Annotated in this window: 8 protein-coding genes and 2 rRNA genes (1 of these 10 cut by a window edge); 8 read left to right on the top strand and 2 right to left on the bottom strand. The window is 67.3% G+C overall.

Annotation, left to right across the window (positions count from 1 at the left end; all coding sequences use genetic code 11):
- The first annotated feature begins 130 nt into the window (after positions 1–130).
- The 8 genes from gltB to OCJ37_RS00825 all read left to right on the top strand — a co-directional run bounded on the left by gltB (position 131) and on the right by OCJ37_RS00825 (position 14,333).
- On the top strand, positions 131–4,588 hold the full coding sequence (gene gltB, locus OCJ37_RS00860) for a glutamate synthase large subunit (protein WP_263111776.1): 4,458 nt from the start codon (positions 131–133) through the stop codon (positions 4,586–4,588).
- A 115-nt stretch (positions 4,589–4,703) separates the two neighbouring features.
- Positions 4,704–6,179, top strand: coding sequence for a glutamate synthase small subunit GltD family protein (locus OCJ37_RS00855; protein WP_263111775.1), 1,476 nt, complete (start codon positions 4,704–4,706; stop codon positions 6,177–6,179).
- Positions 6,180–6,801: 622 nt separating this feature from the next.
- Positions 6,802–7,860 carry a glycoside hydrolase family 5 protein gene (locus OCJ37_RS00850; protein ID WP_263111774.1) on the top strand — a complete coding sequence of 353 codons (1,059 nt, stop codon included), beginning with the start codon at positions 6,802–6,804 and terminating at the stop codon, positions 7,858–7,860.
- A gap of 361 nt (positions 7,861–8,221) precedes the next feature.
- Positions 8,222–9,265 carry a glycoside hydrolase family 5 protein gene (locus tag OCJ37_RS00845; RefSeq protein WP_263111773.1) on the top strand — a complete coding sequence of 348 codons (1,044 nt, stop codon included), beginning with the start codon at positions 8,222–8,224 and terminating at the stop codon, positions 9,263–9,265.
- A gap of 250 nt (positions 9,266–9,515) precedes the next feature.
- Entirely contained in the window at positions 9,516–10,571 is a 1,056-nt protein-coding gene (locus tag OCJ37_RS00840; RefSeq protein WP_263111772.1) for a glycoside hydrolase family 5 protein, read from the top strand.
- Positions 10,572–10,810: 239 nt separating this feature from the next.
- Positions 10,811–11,689: a methylglyoxal synthase gene (locus OCJ37_RS00835; protein ID WP_263111770.1), complete on the top strand. Its 879-nt coding sequence runs from the start codon at positions 10,811–10,813 to the stop codon at positions 11,687–11,689.
- A 726-nt stretch (positions 11,690–12,415) separates the two neighbouring features.
- Positions 12,416–13,774 (top strand): substrate-binding domain-containing protein, encoded by a 1,359-nt coding sequence (locus tag OCJ37_RS00830; protein WP_263111769.1) that lies wholly within the window; start codon positions 12,416–12,418, stop codon positions 13,772–13,774.
- A gap of 94 nt (positions 13,775–13,868) precedes the next feature.
- On the top strand, positions 13,869–14,333 hold the full coding sequence (locus OCJ37_RS00825; protein WP_263111768.1) for a PepSY domain-containing protein: 465 nt from the start codon (positions 13,869–13,871) through the stop codon (positions 14,331–14,333).
- A gap of 92 nt (positions 14,334–14,425) precedes the next feature.
- On the opposite strand, the gene rrf is transcribed toward OCJ37_RS00825, so the two are convergent.
- Both rrf and OCJ37_RS00815 read right to left on the bottom strand, forming a co-directional pair.
- A 5S ribosomal RNA gene (rrf, locus tag OCJ37_RS00820) occupies positions 14,426–14,540 on the bottom strand.
- 167 nt (positions 14,541–14,707) lie between these two features.
- Positions 14,708–17,293 (bottom strand): 23S ribosomal RNA (locus tag OCJ37_RS00815); it runs 293 nt beyond the window's last position.

Below are 17,293 nucleotides of genomic sequence, written 5' to 3'. Positions count from 1 at the left end.
CTGCAACCGTGTATTGCGGCACCGCACCAACTGTGCTTTAGTCGATGTTCCGGTGACCTCAAGATGCGCTCCAGGACAGAGCGGGGGCGAGTGTCGCCGCGTTCCTTCGGATCGCTTTTCAGAGGCAGACATGGCCCCCCGCAACCGCCACGGGCTCTACGACCCCCAAGACGAACGCGATGCCTGCGGTTTCGGCATGGTCGCGCAGCTCGACGACCAACCGTCGCGGGCGCTCGTCGATACCGCCATCGCCGCGCTGTCGCGGATGACCCACCGTGGCGGCGTCGCCGCCGACGGCCTGACCGGCGACGGCTGCGGCCTGCTGATCCGCAAACCCGACACGTTCCTGCGCGCGCTGGCGCGCGATGCCGGCCTGGCGGTGGGCGCGCGCTTCGCCGCCGGCCAGGTGTTCATGCCGCGCGACGACGCGGACGCCGCCGCGCGCTGCCGCCAGGTGCTGGAAGAGGAACTGGTCCGCGCCGGCACCCAGCCGCGCGGCTGGCGCGTCACTCCCACCGACGATTCGGTGTGCGGGCAGCTGGCCAAGGACACCTTGCCGCACATCGAGCAGGTGTTCGTCGATGCCGGCGCCGAGCACGGCGAAGAGGCGTTCGCGCTGGCCCTGTTCCTGGCGCGCCGCCGCGCCGAGCAGCGCCTGCGCGACGTCGCCGACTTCTACGTCACCACGCTCTCGCCCAACGGCATCAGCTACAAGGGCATGGTGCTGCCGGACAAGCTCAGCACCTTCTACCCGGACCTGCAGCGCAGCGACCTGGCCTCCAGCGCGATCGTGTTCCACCAGCGCTTCTCGACCAACACGCTGCCGCGCTGGCCGCTGGCGCACCCGTTCCGGCTGCTCGCGCACAACGGCGAGATCAACACCATCGAGGGCAACCGGCACTGGGCGCAGGCGCGCAGCAAGGTATGGAAGACCCCGCGCTTCGACATCGCCGAGTTCGACCCGGTGATCTCGATGCACGGCTCCGATTCGCAGAGCCTGGACAACATGCTCGAGCTGCTGGTCGCCGGCGGCATGGACCTGCTGCAGGCGCTGCGCATCCTGGTGCCGCCGGCGACCCAGTCGCTGGAGTTCAAGGACGCCGACCTGGCCGCGTTCTACGAGTTCTACGGGCTCAACACCGAGCCGTGGGACGGCCCGGCCGGCATCGTCGCCTGCGACGGCCGCTACGCGGCGTGCATGCTCGACCGCAACGGGCTGCGCCCGGCGCGCTGGATGCTGACCTCCGACCGCCATTTCCTGGTCGCCTCCGAGGCCGGCGTGTGGGAACTGCCGGCCGAGCGCGTGACCCGCAAGGGCAAGCTCGGCCCGGGCGAGATGATGGCCATCGACCTCAAGCGCGGCGACCTGCTCGACTCGGACGCGATCGACCGCATCAACCGCGGCCGCGCCCCGTACAAGCAGTGGCTGCAGCAGGGCGTGACCTATCTGCAGACCGAGCTGATCGACCCCTCGCTGGTCGAGGAGCCGTTCGACGAGCGCACCCTGCGCAGCTACCACAAGCTGTTCCAGCTCAGCACCGAGGAAGTGGAGCAGGTGCTGCGGCCGCTGGCCGAGACCGAGCAGGAAGCCACCGGCTCGATGGGCGACGACACCCCGATGGCGGTGCTCAGCCGCCACACCCGGCCGCTGTACGACTATTTCCGCCAGGCGTTCGCGCAGGTCACCAACCCGCCGATCGATCCGCTGCGCGAAGACTGCGTGATGTCGCTGACCACCCAGCTCGGCAAGGAGACCAACATCTTCCATGCCGGCCCGGAGACGGTGAACCACGTCATCCTCAATTCGCCGGTGCTCAGCCAGCGCAAGCTGCGCCAGCTGCTGAAGATGGAGCAGTACCAGACCCGCAACGCGCAGATCGACCTGTCCTACAGCGTCGAGGAAGGCCTCAAGGCCGGCCTGGAGCGGATCTGCGCACAGGCCGAGCAGGCCGCGCGCGACGGCAAGGTCATGCTGCTGCTGACCGACCGCTACCCGGTGCCGGAACGGCCGATGGCGCATGCGCTGCTGGCCACCGGCGCGGTGCACCACCATCTCTCGCGCGCGGGCCTGCGCTGCGACGTCAACCTGATCATCGAGACCGGCACCGCGCGCGACCCGCACCACATGGCCTGCCTGCTCGGGTTCGGCGCCACCGCGGTGTATCCGTACCTGGCCTACCAGACCCTGTTCGACCTGGGCCGGCGCGGCATCCTGCTGCTGAAGACCGGCGGCGAGCAGGCGCAGATCGGCCGCAAGTACCGCAAGGGCATCTACAAGGGCCTGTCCAAGATCATCTCCAAGATGGGCATCTGCACCATCGCCAGCTACCGCGGCGCGCAGCTGTTCGAGATCGTCGGGCTGGACCCGGACGTGGTGCAGCTGTGCTTCCCGGACACCGCCTCGCGCATCGGCGGGGTGAACCTGGCGCGGCTGGACACCGAGGCGCGGCAGCTGGCCGCGCGCGCCTGGAACGACCTGCTCAAGCCGGAAGTGGGCGGCCTGCTCAAGTACGTGCACGGCGGCGAGTACCACATGTACAACCCGGACGTGGTGCTGACCCTGCAGCGCGCCACGCGCAGCGGCGCGCAGGCCGATTGGGCGGCGTACGCCGAGGCGGTGCATTCGCGCCCGCCGTCGGCGCTGCGCGACCTGCTGCAGCTCAAGCGCGCCGAGGTGCCGACCCCGCTGGATGAAGTGGCCCCGGCATCGGACCTGCTGCGCCGCTTCGACACCGCCGCGATCAGCCTGGGCGCGCTGTCGCCCGAGGCGCACGAGGCGCTGGCGATCGCGATGAACCGTCTCGGCGGGCGCAGCAACTCCGGCGAAGGCGGCGAAGACCCGGCGCGCTACGGCACCGACAAGCGTTCCAAGATCAAGCAGGTGGCCTCCGGCCGCTTCGGCGTCACCCCCGAGTACCTGGTCAACGCCGAAGTGCTGCAGATCAAGGTCGCGCAGGGCGCCAAGCCCGGCGAAGGCGGCCAGCTGCCCGGGCACAAGGTCAACGAACTGATCGCGCGGCTGCGCTACGCCAAGCCGGGCATCGGCCTGATCTCGCCGCCGCCGCACCACGACATCTATTCGATCGAGGACCTGGCGCAGCTGATCTACGACCTCAAGCAGGTCAACCCGACCGCGCTGGTGTCGGTAAAGCTGGTCAGCCATGCCGGCGTGGGCACCATCGCCGCCGGCGTGGTCAAGGCCGGCGCCGACCTGATCACCGTGTCCGGCCACGACGGCGGCACCGGCGCTAGCCCGGTCAGCTCGATCCGCTACGCCGGGGTGCCGTGGGAGCTGGGCGTGGCCGAGTCGCACCAGGCGCTGGTCGCCAACAACCTGCGCGACCGCACCATCCTGCAGACCGACGGCGGCCTGAAGACCGGCCTGGACGTGGTCAAGGCCGCGATCCTGGGCGCGGACAGCTTCGGCTTCGGCACCGGCCCGATGATCGTGCTGGGCTGCAAGTACCTGCGCATCTGCCACCTCAACAACTGCGCCACCGGCGTGGCCACGCAGGACGAGCGCCTGCGCGCGAACTACTTCACCGGCCTGCCCGAGCGCGTGGAGAACTTTTTCCGGCTGCTATCGGAGGAAGTGCGGCAGTGGCTGTCGTACCTGGGCGCGCGCTCGCTGGACGAGATCGTCGGCCGCACCGAACTGCTCGAGCAGCTGGACGTGTCGCCGCGCGAAGGCGTGCGCGTGGACCTGTCGCGGCTGCTCAAGGACGTGCGCTACGACGGCGGCCACTGCGCGGCGCAGCGCCTGTACGAATCGCCGGACAGCCTGGCCACGCAGATGGACGGCCTGCTCGCCGAGGCGATCGCCAACAAGACCGGCGGCGAGCACCGCTTCCTGATCCACAACACCGACCGCTCGATCGGCGCGCGCCTGTCTGGCGCCATCGCCCGCACGCACGGCAACCACGGCATGGACGACGCGCCGCTGACCCTGCGCTTCCGCGGCTCGGCCGGGCAGAGCTTCGGCGCGTTCAACGCCGGCGGCCTGCAGCTGGAGCTGGAAGGCGAGGCCAACGACTACGTCGGCAAGGGCATGGCCGGCGGCCGCCTGGTGGTGCGCCCGCCGCGCGGGGCGCGCTTCGAGGCGCGCAACACCGCGATCATCGGCAACACCTGCCTGTACGGCGCCACCGGCGGCGAGCTGTACGCCGCCGGCCGCGCCGGCGAGCGCTTCGGCGTGCGCAACTCCGGCGCGCTGGCGGTGATCGAAGGCGCCGGCGACCACTGCTGCGAGTACATGACCGACGGCATCGTGCTGGTGCTGGGAAAGGTCGGGCTCAATTTCGGCGCCGGCTTCACCGGCGGGCTGGCCTACGTGCTCGACGTGGACCGCGATTTCGTCGACCGCTACAACCACGAACTGATCGACATCCACCGCATCTCCGCCGAAGGCTTCGAAAGCCACCGCCAGCACCTGCACAAGCTGATCAGCCGCCATCGCGAACTGACCGGCAGCATCTGGGCGCAGCAGATCCTCGACGAGTTCCGCGACTACGTCGGCAAGTTCTGGCTGGTCAAGCCGAAGGCGGCGAGCATCGAGTCGCTGACCGAGTCGTTGCGGCGCGCCGCCTGATGGCGGCACGCCGCAACGACCGGGATTGGGGATTGGGGATTCGGGATTCGTCCGGCCCCAGCGATCTCTCCCGGCATTTGCGAATCCCCAATCCCCAATTCCGAATCCCAGCCCTATGAGCCGCAAACAAGCCTTCCAGTTCCTCGACCTGCCCCGGCAGATGCCGCAGCGCATCCCGGTGGAACTGCGCACGTCCGGCGACTGGAACGAGCTGTACGGCAAGTTCGACAAGGCCGACGCGCAGTACCAGGCCGGGCGCTGCCTGGATTGCGGCAATCCGTACTGCAGCTGGAAATGCCCGGTGCACAACGCGATCCCGCAGTGGCTGCAGCTGGTGCAGGAGAACCGCATCGAGGAAGCGGCGGCGCTGTGCCACAGCACCAATCCGCTGCCGGAAGTGTGCGGCCGGGTGTGCCCGCAGGACCGCCTGTGCGAAGGCAGCTGCACGCTGGAGGAATTCGGCGCGGTCACCATCGGCGCGGTGGAGAAGTACATCGTCGACACCGCGCTCAACAACGGCTGGCGCCCGGACCTGAGCCAGGTCGAGGCCACCGGCAAGCGCGTGGCGGTGATCGGCGCCGGCCCGGCCGGGCTCAGCTGCGCCGACCGCCTGGTCCGCGCCGGCATCCACGCGGTTGTGTACGACCGCTACGAACAGATCGGCGGCCTGCTGCAGTTCGGCATCCCCAGCTTCAAGCTCGACAAGAGCGTGATCGGCAAGCGCCGCGAGGTGCTCGAAGGCATGGGCGTGGAGTTCCGCCTGGGCGTGGAGATCGGCCGCGACGTGAGCCTGGAACAGCTGCTCGGCGAATACGACGCGGTGTTCCTCGGCACCGGCGCCTACCGCTACACCGACGGCGGCCTGGCCGGCCAGGACCTGCCCGGGGTACTGCCGGCGCTGCCGTTCCTGGTGCAGAACAGCCGCATCGTCGGCGGCAACGATCCGTGGGGCCGGCCGATCGCCGGCTGGGAAGACACGATCGCGCTGCCGGACCTGAGCGGCAAGCGCGTGGTGGTGCTGGGCGGCGGCGACACCGGCATGGACTGCGTGCGCAGCGCGATCCGCCTGGGCGCGGCCAAGGTCACCTGCGCCTACCGCCGCGACGAAGCCAACATGCCCGGCTCGGCGCGCGAAGTGGCCAACGCGCGCGAGGAAGGCGTGCGCTTCCTGTTCAACCGCCAGCCGCTGGCGGTGGAAGCCGATGCCGCCGGCAAGCTGGCCGGCGTGCGCGTGGTGCAGACCCGCCTCGGCGAACCCGACGCGCAGGGCCGCCAGGCCGCGGTGCCGGTCGAGGGCAGCGAATCGCTGCTGGACGCGGACGTGGTGATCATCGCCTTCGGTTTCTCGCCGAGCGTGCCCGAATGGCTGGCCGCGCAGGGCGTGGAAGGCACCGCCAACGGCCGCATCCTGGCCGGCGGCGACGCGCGCCTGCCCTACCAGACCACCAACCCGAAGCTGTTCGCCGGCGGCGACGCGGTGCGCGGCGCCGACCTGGTGGTCACCGCCGTGGCCGAAGGCCGCGACGCGGCCGCCAGCATCGCCGAATGGATCGGCAACCGCCTGCCGGTGACCACCCAGGCCGCGGCCTGAAACCGAGATCGATCGCGCGCTGAGTGGCGCGCCAGCGTTGCCGGCTGCGCGCGCGGTCGGCAACCCCTCTGTGGGAGCGACTTCAGTCGCGACGAGCGGAGCGACGAAACTTGATCGCATCAGGCAGCGCCCAGGGCCGAAGCCTCTCCCAAAAGCAGGCCCATCAGTTACCGAAGCTTCCTGCAGGAGCGGCTTCAGCCGCGACGATCGGCGTCGGAACGCCGTACGGCCCAACTGTCTGTCGGGGCTGAAGCTCTCCTACAAGTGCACCCAGCAGGCGCAGAAGACCCCTTGTAGGAGCGGCTTCAGCCGCGACGAGCGGCGTCGGGACCTGTGCGGTCCGGCCATCTGGCGGGCTGAAACTCCTCCCACAGCCCCTCGATGCCATGCCAGGCAACTCTCAGGCTGCAACGACGCTAACGACGCTCCCCGAGCCACGCAGCCACCGCCCATTCACCGCTGCCGGGCACCGACACAACGCCGTCTTTCGCGCGAGTGAATGTCCCGCTAACGCGCCGGCGCCTAGGCTGGCCGCTGCGGTGCGATCCGCGCACCCTTGCACTGCCGGTCCCTCCCCTTGATGGCAAAACGGCATCCTCCCCTCTCTCCAGGAAGCTCCCCCATGTCGCTTTCCTCCCTGTGGTCGTCGCGGTTGCGTCCCCTCGCTCCCGCCGTGTTCCTGCTCGCCGCCGCCTTCGGCGCGTCCGCCCAGGACGGCAAAGGCGTGCTCAAGTACGCCGGCGTCAATCTCTCCGGCGCCGAATTCAACTCCGGCAAGAAGCCGGGCAAGCTGTACAAGGACTACACCTACCCGGCCGCCTCCGACTACGGCTACTTCGCCGGCAAGGGCATGAACATCGTGCGCCTGCCGTTCCTGTGGGAACGCCTGCAGCCCACCGCCAAGGGCGACTTCGACCCCGCGCAGCTGGCGCAGATCAAGAAGGCGGTGGCGCAGGCCAAGGCCAGCGGCATGCACCTGATCCTGGACCCGCACAACTACGCCAAGTACAACGGCGCGCTGATCGGCAGCGCCGGCGCGCCGGCGGACGTGTTCGCCGACCTGTGGCGGCGCCTGGCGACCGAGTTCAAGGGCGAGGACACCGTCGTCTTCGGCCTGATGAACGAACCCAACGCGGTTTCCTCCACCGACTGGGCCGGGGCCGCGCAGGCCGCGATCAACGCGATCCGCAAGACCGGGGCCAAGAACCTGATCCTGGTGCCCGGCACCGCCTACTCCGGCGCGCACAGCTGGCGCAGCACCTACTACGGCACTTCCAATGCGGTGGCGCTGCAGCCGCTGAAGGATCCGGGCAATCGCATGGCCTTCGAGGCGCACCAGTACCTGGACAAGGACAACAGCGGCACCAAGGGCGAGTGCGTCAGCGCCACCGCCGGCGTCGAGAAACTGTCCGGCTTCGTCAGCTGGCTGCGCGAAAACAAGAAGGTCGGCTTCATCGGCGAGTTCGCCACCGGCGACAACCCGGTCTGCAACGACGCGCTGGAAGGCATGCTCAGCTACATGGAAAAGAACAACGACGTGATCGTCGGCTGGACCTGGTGGGCGGCCGGGGCGTGGTGGAAGAACGATTACCCGTTCAACGTGCAACCCGGCAAGGACGGCAGCGACAAGCCGCAGATGTCGATCCTGTCCAGGCACGCGCGCAAGATCACCGGGAAGTAAGCGGGCGCTGCCGGGCGCAATGCCCGGTTCGCCATGGCGGCATGCGCGGCCCGCGCATCCGGGCCGCGTCCGCGCTTGCGCATGCCGACCGGTGCACGCGCGGCGGACCGCCGCTCCACGCCTGCGCGCAGCGGCGCATCTGCGAACGTGCATGCCCGCCGGCGTGGTCGAGAACCAGTGCGCGTTCACCGTGCCACGCCCCGCACAGATCCAGCCCTGCGCGCCCGCCGTCCGTGGTGGCGGTCGCGCGAATGCAGTACGGTGCAGCAGGCGTACCGTTCGCCACCAGCGCGTCGCCGTCCACTCGGCCCGCCGCGATGCGTCGGCGCGCGTCCCCCCGCTGATCCAGAAGAGGCCCACCATGGTTCGTTCGTCGCCGCGCCTGCGCGCGATGCGTCTGGCGCTGCTGCTGGCCCTGCTCGCCGTGCTGCCGCAGTTGCATGCACAGGACAGGCTGAAACTGGCCGGCGTCAATCTGTCCGGCGCGGAGATCGCGTCCGCCAAGAAGCCCGGCGTGCCCAACGTCGACTATTTCTATCCGGCCGATGCCGACTACGCCTATTTCGCCGGCAAGGGCATGAACGTCGTGCGCCTGCCGGTGCTGTGGGAACGCCTGCAACCCGGCGCGCAGGGCCGGCTGGACGCGGCGCAGGTGGCGCTGATCAGGACGGCGGCCAAGCAGGCCAGGGCGCGCCGGATGTACCTGATCGTGGACATCCACAACTACGCCAGCTACTACGGCCACAAGATCGGCAGCGCAGCGGTGCCGATCAAGACCTTCAGCGACCTGTGGCAACGCCTGGCGCGCGAGTTCAAGGACGACGACACCGTGGTGTTCGGCCTGATGAACGAACCGAACAACATCTCGCCCGGCCTGTGGGCCGCCGCCGCCCAGGCCGCGGTCGACGCGATCCGCGTCACCGGCGCGCGCAACCTGATCCTGGTGCCGGGCGCGCTGTGGAGCGGCGCGCACAGCTGGTACTCGACCGTGGCCGGCGAGTCCAACGCCACCGCGCTGGCCTCGCTGTACGACCCGCTCAAGCGCATGGCGATCGAAGTGCACCAGTATCTGGACAGCGACTCCAGCGGCACCAGCGCCGTCTGCGTGAACGGCAGCATCGGCGCCGAGCGCCTGCGCAGCTTCACCGGCTGGCTGCGCGCCACCGGGCACGTCGGCTTCCTGGGCGAGTTCGGCGCGGCCGACAATGCCGCCTGCAGGCAGGCGCTGGACGGCATGCTCGGCTACATCGAGCAGAACCGCGCGGTGTGGCTGGGCTGGAGCTATTGGGCCGGCGGCGCCTGGTGGCGGCAGGACTATCCGTTCAACGTGCAGCCCGGCAAGGACGGCCGCGACAAGCCGCAGATGTCGATCCTGTCGAACCGGGCAAAGCGCATCACGCGCTGACGCATACGCCACGCACCTTCGCGCCCAATCCGGCGCGATGGCGCTGCGCGCGCAGTGGTGGCCGTGGATGCATGCCGGACAAGCAGCGCGCCGCCACGCCGGCGGCGCGCGTGCGTAGAACGCGCGCGCCACGCGCTTGACGCGCCGGCCGCGCCAGCGCTGGCATGACGATTGCAACCAACGGGACTCCCGTCGCCCACGCATCGTCGCGGCGGCGCCGCTCGCTGTCCCCACGAATGAGGCAATCTCCATGCAACGCGATTCCCGTCCCATCGCACCCGCGCGCTGGCTGCTGCGCGCATCACTGTGCCTGGCGCTGGCCGCCTGGATCCCGGGCGCCATCGCCCAGAACGCGCTGCGCTATGCCGGGGTCAACCTGGCCGGCGCCGAATTCAACTCGGCGAAGAAGCCGGGCGTGGTGTTCAAGGACTACGTCTATCCGGCCGACAGCGCCTACGCCTACGTCGCCGCGCAAGGCATGAACATCGTGCGCCTGCCGTTCCTGTGGGAGCGCCTGCAGCCGGTCGCCAACGGCGAACTGGACGCCGCGCAGCTGGGCTACCTGCGCACCGCGGTGGAGCGCGCCAGGAACCATGGCCTGCGGCTGATCCTGGACCCGCACAACTACGCCAAGTACTACGGCGTGCGGATCGGCGGCGACCAGGTGCCGGCCAGCGCGCTGGCCGACTTATGGCGACGCCTGAGCATCGAATTCGGCAACGACGACACCGTGATCTTCGGGCTGATGAACGAGCCCAACGGCGTCGCCTCCGGCGACTGGGCCGCCACCGCGCAACTGGCGATCGACGCGATCCGCGGCACCGGCGCCTATAACCTGATCCTGGTGCCGGGCACCGCGTTCACCGGCGCGCACAGCTGGTACAGCGGCTGGTACGGCGTGTCCAACGCGCAGGCGATGGTGTCGATCGAGGATCCGGCCGAGAACCTGGCATTCGAGGTGCACCAGTACCTGGATGCGGACTCCTCCGGCACCAGCGCCGCCTGCGTCAGCGCCACCGTCGGCTCGGAGAGGCTGCAGGGCTTCACCCTTTGGCTGCGCGCCAACGGCTATCGCGGCTTCCTCGGCGAATTCGGCGCCAGCAGCGACGCCACCTGCATGGCCGCGCTCGACGGCATGCTCGGCTACATGCACGACAACGCCGACGTATGGATGGGCTGGACCGCATGGTCGGCGGGCGCCTGGTGGAAGACCGATTACGTCTTCAGCCTGCAACCGGGCAAGGACGGCGCCGACAAGCCGCAGATGGGCGTGCTGGCGGCGCGGGCGAAGCAGGTTACACAGTAGCCGGGATTGGGGATCGGGGATTGGTGGGTGTGGCGCGAGGTGAGGCTTGCGTCGTGTCGGCATGCTGGCGCTGCTGACGGCGGCGTTGCACGAGGATGCGGATGGCGGGCGGGTGCTTGTCATTGGCACTGGTGGCGCCATCTGCCGCGGCATCGGTGACCAGTTGACCGCCGCCGCCGCGATTGAGTCCGTACCGCGATCCGGCGAGACTGTCGCTCCTCCTCCGCACGGATCCACGTATGCGCCTGGGCCTGGCCGCCAACCGACTGCACCACCAGGGCAAGGACGCCGCCCTGTTCCGTTGGCTGCGCGCCTGCGAGGCCGGCATCCGCGAACTCCAGCTCGGCCTGCATGCGGTCGGCCGCACCCATGAGGCGATCGCGCGCGCCGGCCGGCTGTCCGGCTATGCGGGGCTCAAGCGCTATCCGTTCGGCCGCGAAGGCGGGCTGATGAAGCTGGTCGCCGAAGTGGTGGGCCTGGAAGGCGCCGAGCGCACGCTCGACGGGGCGATCTACTTCATCGATCCGGTCGACCCCTCCTCGATCTTTCCCGAGGCGATCGCGCTCAAGCGGCAGTGCGTGATCCACGGCAAGCCCTTCATCTCCACCGTGGCCAGCGCACGCGACTGGGTCGAGGTGGAACGCGTGCACGCCGGGCTGGCGGCCGACGCCGGCGCCGACGACCTGCACGCGCTGGAGCGCCAGACCCTGGCACTGATCGCGCACGATGCGATGAAGCCGCAGATGCTGGCCTTCGCCAGCGCGCACTTCGAGCTGCTGTCGCGCTTCGCCGAGCGCGTGGCCACCGGCACCACCGGCCAGCGCCTCAACGAACTGGCCTGGAGCCGCGGCTGGCCGCAGGGCCAGGACTGGGTGCATCGCTACCAGAGCGGCCCGATGGGCGGCGACGCGCAGATCGCCGACCGCGTGCTGGAGCGGCGCTGCCAACGCGCGATCTTCTTCGAGGACCCGCACGTGGCGCGCCAGCACGAAGCCGACATCCAGCTGCTGGAGCGCGCGGTGACCACGGTGACCGACAGCGCGGTCTGCATCACCTCGCCGCTGGTCGCCGCGCGCTGGGCGCAGGCAGCGGAGAAGCGGGCGACAGCGCCGGGCTGAGCGGTGCGTACATCGTCAGCTGCAACTTTCTCCTTGGCGCTTCGTGCGCCGCGCGTGCGCTGTGTCGCATCACGCATGGCGGCGCCATCGGTGGCCCGGCCCCGCATACGTGCGGTCAGATCTCCGGCGGCGCGGGACTGAAGCAATCTGGACGGCGGCGAGCGCCATCGGTAAAGCCCGTCGCGACTGAACTCGCTCCCACAGGTGGCATCGGCCGAGGGCGAATTTCCTTGGCAGTGCTCGCCGCCAATTCAGGCGGCAACGCCATTGCCGGCCGCGATGGCCGCGGCGGCTTCGGTGGCAGTGGCGGCAGTGGCGGCAGTGGCGGGCCCAGGATGTCCATGATGCGCACCACGGGCGCGATGCAGCGACCAGGCAGAATCCGGGCGCTCGGCGGGTTGTCGACTTGTTGGCGCAGGAAATGCCTGAGGAGCCGGCCCAGGCTGATGCCCCAGTAGCGGCCCATCGTGAGCGGTGCAACGATGTCTTAGCTTCCCGTTGACGTGCGCCGTTGTGCACCTGCGGCGTCCCCACGTTCTCCCATGCGCCCCACGGGCGTGTTAATCCCGACCCGGAGACGACTGCCTTGATACCTGCGCCAGCGCGTGCAGGTATCCAGGCTGTGCGCCGCCGTGCGGCCCAGCTCCGCGTGACCACGCTCACGGTCACCGCCGTGTCACGCCGATCGCCAACACTGCCGCGCTTATGCCGATCCAGGGGGATCCGATGTCGCGTTTCATCTTGCGCCTGCTGTTGGCAGGTGCCGTCGCGCTGTGCGCCGTCTCGTCCGCCACCGCGCAGGAGGCCGAGCGCCTGCGCGTGCATGGCTCCAACAGCCTGGCCGCGCGGTTGATGCCGGCGCTGGTCGAATCCTGGCTGCAGAGCATCGGCTACCGGCAGATCCAGCGCCGCCGCGTCGATGCGGCGACGCTGGAAATCTCCGCGCTGCGCGATGACATGCCGCTGGTGGTCGAGATCGGGGGCGCCGGTTCGGCCGCCGGCTTCGCCGACCTGATCCGCGGCGACGCCGAACTGGCGATGCTGGCGCGCGCGCCCGATGCGCGCGAGCGCGATGCCGCCTGGCAACTGGGCGACCTGTCCTCCCCGGACCAGAACTTCGTCGTGGCCCTGGACGGCGCGCGCGTGCTGGTCGCCGCCGACAACCCGCTGACCTCGCTCAGCCTGGCGCAATTGCGCGACATCCTCAGCGGCCGGCTGACGCGCTGGTCGCAACTCGGCGGCGCCGATCTGCCGATCGAGGTGCAGCGCAACGCGGCGAACAGCGGCCTGGGCGATTTCCTGCGCGAGCGCCTGCCGCTGCCGGCGACCGCGCAAGCGGCCTCGCAACGCATCCACCCCAGCCTGGCCGAGGCGGCACAGGCCGTGGCCGGTCGCCCGGCCGCATTGGCGATCGTGGGACTGACCACGCCGCTGCCGGCCGGCACCCGCGCGCTCGCCATCGCCGACGGCGGCATCGCCGTCGCGCCCACGCCGGCCAGCATCCGCGGCGAAGACTATCCGCTGGTGCAGCGCTACAGCCTGTACGGCGGGCAGATGATGTCGGCGCTCGGCCGCAGCCTGGCGCTGTATTCGGTCGGCGCGCAGGCGCAGCAGGTCGTGCGCCGGATCGGCCCGCTGCCGATGGGCATTGCGACCGATCCGACGCCGCAGACGGCCGCCGCCGCGAACGCGCCGCAGGCCGATGCCTACGCGCAGGCCGGCGCCGGCGCGCAACGCCTGACCACCACCTTGCGTTTCAGCCTGCAGTCGCTGAACTCGATGTTCGAGGCGCGCAGCGCGCAGGATCTGGACCGGGTGATTGCCTTCATGCAGCAGCCGGCAATGCGCGGCCGCGCCTTGGGCGTGATCGGCTTCGCCACGCCGGACTCGGCCAACCGCCTGTATCCGACCATCGCCAGCAACGACCGCGCCGACGTGGTCGCCGCCTATCTGTCCCAGCGCGGCATCGTGGTCAAACGCGCGCGTGGACTGGGCGCAGCGCGTCCACTGGTCGGCGGCGAAGGCGCGGCGGCCAAGGCGCGCAACGAACGCGTCGAGGTCTGGCTGCTGGACGCCGGGCGCTGACGCAAGGCGCAAGCTGAACAAAGCGCGCGCATATTCACTTGCTGCAGAACCCTCCGTTGGGAGCATGGCGCTTCTGGTCAAACGGAGCAACGTCATGAACGCCATCCATACGATCCCGTCCCGGCCGCTGCTGGCGATGTCGCTGTCGCTCGCGCTGGCCGTCGGCAGTGCCCAGGCCCAATCGCCGGCCCCCCCAGGGAGCGCCCCCCTGACCCAGGCGCAGGTGCAAGCGCTGCTGAGCGCGCAGGGCTACACCAAGCTGGACAAGCTGCACTTCGAGGACGGCCTGTGGAAGACGGAGGGCACGAGCGGCGATGGCAAGCGGGGCGAGGTGCGGGTGGGCCCGCGCGGCGGCCGTGTCTATGCGGAAGGGGTGCCGTCGAAGCTGAGCGAGGCGGAGGTGCGGGCGGCGCTGACGGCGTCAGGTTACTCGCAGGTGCACGACCTCAAGTACGAGGATGGGCTGTGGGAAGCGCAGGCGCACACGTCGACGGGTCAGCGGGTGGAGGTGTACGCGGATCCGACGGACGGCAGCGTGGTGAGCGCGCAGTCGGACTGAGCGCCGGCGCGTGCCTTTGCCTGTGCGCTTGAGGTTTCTGGCGGCCAATAAAAAATCCCCGTCCTTGGAGGGACGGGGATTTGGGGTAAAGCCCCTGGCGATGACCTACTCTCGCATGGCTTGAGCCACACTACCATCGGCGCAGCTGCGTTTCACTTCCGAGTTCGGGATGGGATCGGGTGGTTCCACAGCGCTAATTTCACCAGGGAGACGGTTGGAGTGTCGCCGGGTTGCTTGCTTCGGACGGGGCACGGATGTGCGTGGTCGAAGAAGGCAACTGGCGCCAGCCTCTCATAGGGTGTGACGTAGCGAGCGATTGGATAGCTATCGACGTGTGTCGTGCTAAGGGATGCTTGGAAGCACCTTGAGGTTATATGGTCAAGCCGCACGGATCATTAGTATCAGTTAGCTCAATGCATTGCTGCACTTACACACCTGACCTATCAACCACGTAGTCTACATGGTTCCTTAAGGGGCTTGTGCCCCGGGAAGTCTCATCTTGAGGCGCGCTTCCCGCTTAGATGCTTTCAGCGGTTATCGCTTCCGAACATAGCTACCCGGCAATGCCACTGGCGTGACAACCGGAACACCAGAGGTTCGTCCACTCCGGTCCTCTCGTACTAGGAGCAGCCCCTCTCAAACTTCCAACGCCCATGGCAGATAGGGACCGAACTGTCTCACGACGTTCTGAACCCAGCTCGCGTACCACTTTAAATGGCGAACAGCCATACCCTTGGGACCGACTACAGCCCCAGGATGTGATGAGCCGACATCGAGGTGCCAAACACCGCCGTCGATATGAACTCTTGGGCGGTATCAGCCTGTTATCCCCGGAGTACCTTTTATCCGTTGAGCGATGGCCCTTCCATACAGAACCACCGGATCACTAAGACCTACTTTCGTACCTGCTTGATCCGTCGATCTTGCAGTCAAGCACGCTTATGCCTTTGCACACAGTGCGCGATGTCCGACCGCGCTGAGCGTACCTTCGTGCTCCTCCGTTACTCTTTAGGAGGAGACCGCCCCAGTCAAACTACCCACCATACACGGTCCCCGATCCGGATTACGGACCTAGGTTAGAACGTCAAGCACGACAGGGTGGTATTTCAAGGATGGCTCCACCACAGCTAGCGCCATGGTTTCATAGCCTCCCACCTATCCTACACAGACGAACTCAACGTTCAGTGTAAAGCTATAGTAAAGGTTCACGGGGTCTTTCCGTCTTGCCACGGGAACGCTGCATCTTCACAGCGATTTCAATTTCACTGAGTCTCGGGTGGAGACAGCGCCGCTGTCGTTACGCCATTCGTGCAGGTCGGAACTTACCCGACAAGGAATTTCGCTACCTTAGGACCGTTATAGTTACGGCCGCCGTTTACTGGGGCTTCGATCAAGAGCTTCGCCTTGCGGCTGACCCCATCAATTAACCTTCCAGCACCGGGCAGGCGTCACACCCTATACGTCCACTTTCGTGTTTGCAGAGTGCTGTGTTTTTGATAAACAGTCGCAGCGGCCTGGTTTCTGCGACCCTCTTCAGCTATAGCTCGCATGAGCCACCAAAAAGGGTGCACCTTCTCCCGAAGTTACGGTGCCATGTTGCCTAGTTCCTTCACCCGAGTTCTCTCAAGCGCCTGAGAATTCTCATCCTACCCACCTGTGTCGGTTTACGGTACGGTCTGCGTAAGCTGAAGCTTAGGAGCTTTTCCTGGAAGCGTGGTATCAGTGACTTCGTCTAAAAGACTCGTCTCGGTGCTCGGTCTTAAAGGATCCCGGATTTGCCAAAGATCCAAACCTACCGCCTTTCCCCGGGACAACCAACGCCCGGTACACCTAACCTTCTCCGTCCCTCCATCGCACTTACGCGAGGTGCAGGAATATTAACCTGCTTCCCATCGACTACGGCTTTCGCCCTCGCCTTAGGGGCCGACTCACCCTGCGCCGATTAACGTTGCGCAAGGAAACCTTGGGCTTTCGGCGTGCGGGTTTTTCACCCGCATTATCGTTACTCATGTCAGCATTCGCACTTCCGATACCTCCAGCGGACTTCTCAATCCACCTTCGCAGGCTTACGGAACGCTCCTCTACCGCGCATCGCTTATCGCGATGCACCCCAAGCTTCGGTTCACTGCTTAGCCCCGTTAAATCTTCCGCGCAGACCGACTCGACCAGTGAGCTATTACGCTTTCTTTAAAGGGTGGCTGCTTCTAAGCCAACCTCCTGGCTGTCTGTGCCTTTCCACATCGTTTTCCACTTAGCAGTGAATTTGGGACCTTAGCTGTGGGTCTGGGTTGTTTCCCTTTTCACGACGGACGTTAGCACCCGCCGTGTGTCTCCCGGATAGTACGTACTGGTATTCGGAGTTTGCAATGGTTTGGTAAGTCGCGATGACCCCCTAGCCATAACAGTGCTCTACCCCCAGCAGTATTCGTCCGAGGCGCTACCTAAATAGCTTTCGAGGAGAACCAGCTATCTCCGGGTTCGATTAGCTTTTCACTCCTAATCACACCTCATCCCCTACCTTTGCAACGGGAGTGGGTTCGGGCCTCCAGTCAGTGTTACCTGACCTTCACCCTGGGCATGACTAGATCACCCGGTTTCGGGTCTACTGCCCGCGACTATGCGCCCTTATCAGACTCGGTTTCCCTTCGCCTCCCCTATACGGTTAAGCTTGCCACGAACAGTAAGTCGCTGACCCATTATACAAAAGGTACGCAGTCACTCTTGCGAGCTCCTACTGCTTGTACGCACACGGTTTCAGGATCTATTTCACTCCCCTCTCCGGGGTTCTTTTCGCCTTTCCCTCACGGTACTGGTTCACTATCGGTCGGTCAGGAGTATTTAGCCTTGGAGGATGGTCCCCCCATATTCAGACAGGGTTTCACGTGCCCCGCCCTACTCGTCTTCACTGGAATGGCCCTTTTAAATACAGGGCTATCACCTTCTATGGCCAACCTTTCCAG

The organism is Xanthomonas sp. AM6 (assembly GCF_025665335.1).
Lineage (GTDB): Bacteria > Pseudomonadota > Gammaproteobacteria > Xanthomonadales > Xanthomonadaceae > Xanthomonas_A.
Note: the sequence above shows the minus strand (reverse complement) of the source record. Positions and strands in the feature narration are given on the sequence as shown.